The organism is Empedobacter sp. UBA7494, assembly GCF_002478465.1.
Taxonomy (GTDB): Bacteria; Bacteroidota; Bacteroidia; order Flavobacteriales; family Weeksellaceae; genus Empedobacter; species Empedobacter falsenii_B.
In genome coordinates this window covers 1-4,347 of the sequence record NZ_DLOC01000088.1, presented here as the reverse complement: position 1 = coordinate 4,347, position 4,347 = coordinate 1, and the positions used below count along the sequence as shown (strand labels likewise).

The 4,347-nt window shown below is 34.4% G+C and carries 3 protein-coding genes; all 3 read right to left on the bottom strand.

Annotated elements, in window-relative coordinates:
- Positions 1–134 precede the first annotated feature (134 nt).
- Complete coding sequence (metF, locus tag B4E95_RS10350; protein WP_286476810.1) at positions 135–1,091, bottom strand: methylenetetrahydrofolate reductase [NAD(P)H]; 957 nt, start codon at positions 1,089–1,091, stop codon at positions 135–137.
- Between the two features lie 351 nt (positions 1,092–1,442).
- A complete protein-coding gene (gene metH / locus B4E95_RS10345) occupies positions 1,443–4,106 on the bottom strand; it encodes a methionine synthase (protein ID WP_291091431.1) in 2,664 nt (887 codons plus the stop codon).
- A partial coding sequence (locus B4E95_RS10340) for a homocysteine S-methyltransferase family protein (protein WP_291091430.1) occupies positions 4,094–4,347 on the bottom strand: 254 nt, incomplete at its 5' end. The genes B4E95_RS10340 and metH, both read right to left, overlap by 13 nt.

Genomic DNA, 4,347 nt, shown 5'->3' with positions numbered 1-4,347 from the left:
CTACAAGATATGAAAAATTGCCATATTTAGTGTTGGGCAAAAAGCACATAGTATTATTAAAATATAAATAAAATAAATAAACCCAAAAAAATCCGAGCCAACAACTCGGATTTTTGATAACTTATTTTTCTATTTCAATAAACCGCCTCAGCGATTCTTTTTGTATTTATAGAATTACTCATTGTATAAAAATGTAATCCAGGAACACCAAAATCGATTAACTCTTTACATTGTTGAATGCACCATTCAATCCCGATTTCCTTAATTCGTTCTTTATCTTTAGACTTCAAAACTTCCATTGCCAAAGCTTCTGGCAAATCCAAATAGAAATTTTGCGGAATCGACGTTAGTTGATTAAAAGTTGTCATAGGTTTTATACCCGGAATAATCGGAATATTAATATCCATTTCGCGACATTTTTTGACAAAATCAAAATATTTTTGATTATCGAAAAACATTTGCGTCACGATATAATCCGCTCCCAATTCCACTTTCTTTTTCAAATAATACAAATCCATTGCAAGATTTGGCGATTCGAAATGTTTTTCAGGATAACCCGCTACACCAATACAAAAATCCATTGCATGCGACTCTTGTAGCTCGTCGTCCAAATAATTTCCAGTATTTAAAGCCGTAATTTGCTCAATCAATTCTGATGCATGCGCATGTCCACCAACTTCTGGAACAAAAGATTTTTCCGATTTTATAGGATCTCCACGTAAAACTAAAAGGTTGTCAATTCCCAAGAAATTCAAATCAATTAACGCATCTTCTGTATCCTCTTTTGTAAATCCACCACAAATCAAATGCGGAATTGCATCTATCTTATAATGATTCTGTATCGCAGCGCAAATCGCAACTGTACCAGGACGTTTTCGCACCTGATAACGCTTTAATAAACCGTTTTCTTTCTGTTTGTAAATATACTCTTGACGATGATAAGTTACATCAATAAAAGCGGGATTTAACTCAACTAATGGATCTAAAGTTTTGAACGTCGCATTGACATCTTGCCCTTTCAAAGGTGGTAAAATTTCCACAGAAAACAACGGTTTTCCGTTTGCGCGTTCTATATGTTCGGTAACTTTCATTATTAATTTTATCGTTTAGCGAAGTTCGAATCTCGAATTTCGATTATATAATTTATTTTATAAGGGCGTTCCCTTCGGGCGGGCTTTTTGTTGCAATCTTTTTTGTTGATTTCGACTTCGTTCAATCAACAAAAAAGGATTTTCACTGCAATCCCTAACGCATTTTTTAATTTTGTTCTACGTTTGTTATCATGCTGAATTTATTTCTACATTTCATCCAAACTTGTGTAATTCTGAAACGAGTTCAGAATGCCTTTGTGTTTCTGTCATTTCGAGCTTGGGAGGAATATGAGATTTTTTATTTCGAAATGCTGTATTTAGAAAGACAAAATTTATTTTTGCTTAATGCTTTTACGCCAAATTAGGACTCAACCAACGTTCAGCTTTATCAAGTTCTATATTTTTACGTTTTGCAAAATCTTCAACCTGATCCATTTTTATTTTTCCAACTCCAAAATATTTTGCTTCTGGATTACCAAAATAATAACCAGAAACAGACGAAACAGGATACATGGCCAAAGAACTTGTTAACTCAATTCCAGCATTTTTCTCTACATCCAAGATTTTGAAAATTGTTTCTTTTTCTAAATGGTCAGGACATGCAGGATAACCAGGAGCGGGGCGAATTCCTTTATATTTTTCTGAAATTAATTCATCATTTGATAAAGTTTCATCTTTCGCATAACCCCAAATTTCTGTACGAACATATTTGTGCAAATATTCTGCATAAGCTTCAGCTAGACGATCGGCAATTGCTTTCACCATAATCGAATTGTAATCATCTAAATTTGTTTCGTAAGCTTTAGCAACTTCTTCAATTTCTTGACCAGCTGTGACAGCAAATGCACCGATATAATCTTGAATAGCTGAATCTTTTGGCGCAATAAAATCAGCAATCGAAATATTTGGTTGTTCTTTCGATTTTTTTGCTTGTTGACGAAGTGTGTAAAATTCTTCGATTTTGTTATCATTTTCATCAAACAACTCAATCGTGTCATCGTTTACCGTATTCGCTTTGAAAAGTCCAAAAACAGCTTTCGGTTTAGCTAAATTTTCAGCTTCAATTTTATTTAACATTGACAAAGCATCTACATATAATTCTTTGGCATTTGTTCCGACAATTTCATCTTCTAAAATCGCTGGAAATTTACCATGTAAATCCCATGTTTTGAAAAATGGAGTCCAATCTATAAAATCTCTTAATTCAGAAACTGTTGTTTGATGTGTAAAAACACCTAATTTATTTGGTTTAAAAGGTTTATTTTCTTCAAAATCAACTTTTAATTTGTTTTTTCGAGCATCTTCAATCGATAGATATTCCTTTGATACAGCGCGATTCAAGAAACCTTCTCTAATTTTTGTATAATCAGTAGTAGTTTCTGTTAGCAATTCCGCCTGTTGATTTCCAATCAATTTTTGACAAATCGTAACCGAACGCGAAGCATCTAAAACATGAATTGCTTTGTCATATTCTGGTGCAATTTTTACAGCTGTATGCGCTTTAGAAGTTGTTGCGCCACCAATCATCAATGGAATATCAAGATTAAGGCGTTTCATTTCTCTGGCAACATGCACCATTTCATCTAAAGATGGAGTAATCAATCCAGAAAGACCAATCACATCGACATTATTTTTTTGCGCTTCGTCTAAAATTGTTTCAGAAGAAACCATTACGCCTAAATCGATAATCTCGAAACCATTACAGCTTAAAACGACTGAAACAATATTTTTTCCGATATCGTGAACATCACCTTTTACAGTTGCCATCAAGATCTTAGAAGGCTCTTTGTCTGTTTTATTTCTAAGTTTTTCTTCCTCTAAAAATGGCGTTAAATAAGCAACAGATTTTTTCATTACGCGAGCCGATTTCACTACCTGCGGTAAGAACATTTTACCACTTCCGAAAAGATCTCCAACGACATTCATTCCGTCCATCAAAGGACCTTCAATAACACGTAATGGAGAACCAATTTTTTCCAAAGCTTCTGCAGTATCTTCGTCAATAAATTCTGTAATTCCTTTTACTAAAGAAATTTCAATACGCTTTTCCAAAGGTAATTCGCGCCAAGTATCATCTTTCTTTTTCTCTTTTGTAACACCTTTTAGATGTTCGGCAAAATCAATCAAACGCTCTGTTGCATCGTCACGTCGATCCAATAAAACATCTTCAACGTGCTCTAATAAATCTTTTGGAATATCATCGTAAATCTCAATCATTTCTGGATTGACGATTCCCATATCCATTCCGTGTTTGATGGCGTGATATAAAAACGCCGTGTGCATCGCTTCACGAACCGCATTGTTTCCACGGAAGGAAAACGAAACATTCGAAACTCCACCCGAAACTAACGCATGTGGAAGATTTTCTTTGATCCATTTTGTTGCATCAAAAAAATCGATGGCATTACGGCGATGTTCTTCCATTCCTGTTGCAACTGGGAAAATATTCACATCAAAAATGATATCTCTTGGATTGAAATTTACTTGATTTACCAAAATATCATACGAACGTTTTACGATTTCGATTCGACGTTCATAATTATCCGCTTGACCTTTCTCATCAAACGCCATAACCACTGTTGCAGCACCGTAACGTTTAATTTTCTTCGCATGTTCGATAAATAATTCTTCTCCCTCTTTTAAAGAAATTGAGTTGACAATCGCTTTACCTTGAACATTTTTTAGACCAGCTTCAATAATTTCCCATTTCGAAGAATCAATCATAATTGGAACTTTCGAAATATCAGGTTCAGAAGCAATCAAACGCAAATATTTTACCATAGAAGCTACACCATCAAGCATACCTTCATCCATATTGATATCGATAATTTGCGCGCCACCATCCACTTGGTCACGTGCAACCTGAAGTGCTTCTTCAAATTTTTCTTCTTTGATTAATCGCAAGAATTTTTTAGAACCAGTTACATTTGTACGTTCGCCAACGTTTACAAAGTTTGAATTTTCTCGTACAATTAAAGGTTCTAATCCAGAAAGTTGAATTTTTACGCCTGACATTGTTCACTAATTTTTCGAGGTTCGTATTCTTTTGCTAAATCTGCCATCAATTTGATATGATCTGGTGTAGTTCCACAACATCCACCCAAAATATTAACCAATTTTTTATCTAAGAAAGGTTTGATAAAATCTCGCATCATTTCAGGAGTTTCATCGTATCCACCGAAAGCGTTTGGTAAACCAGCATTTGGGTATGCGCTGACATAAAATGGTGCTTTTTCGGCTAATACTTCTAAATATG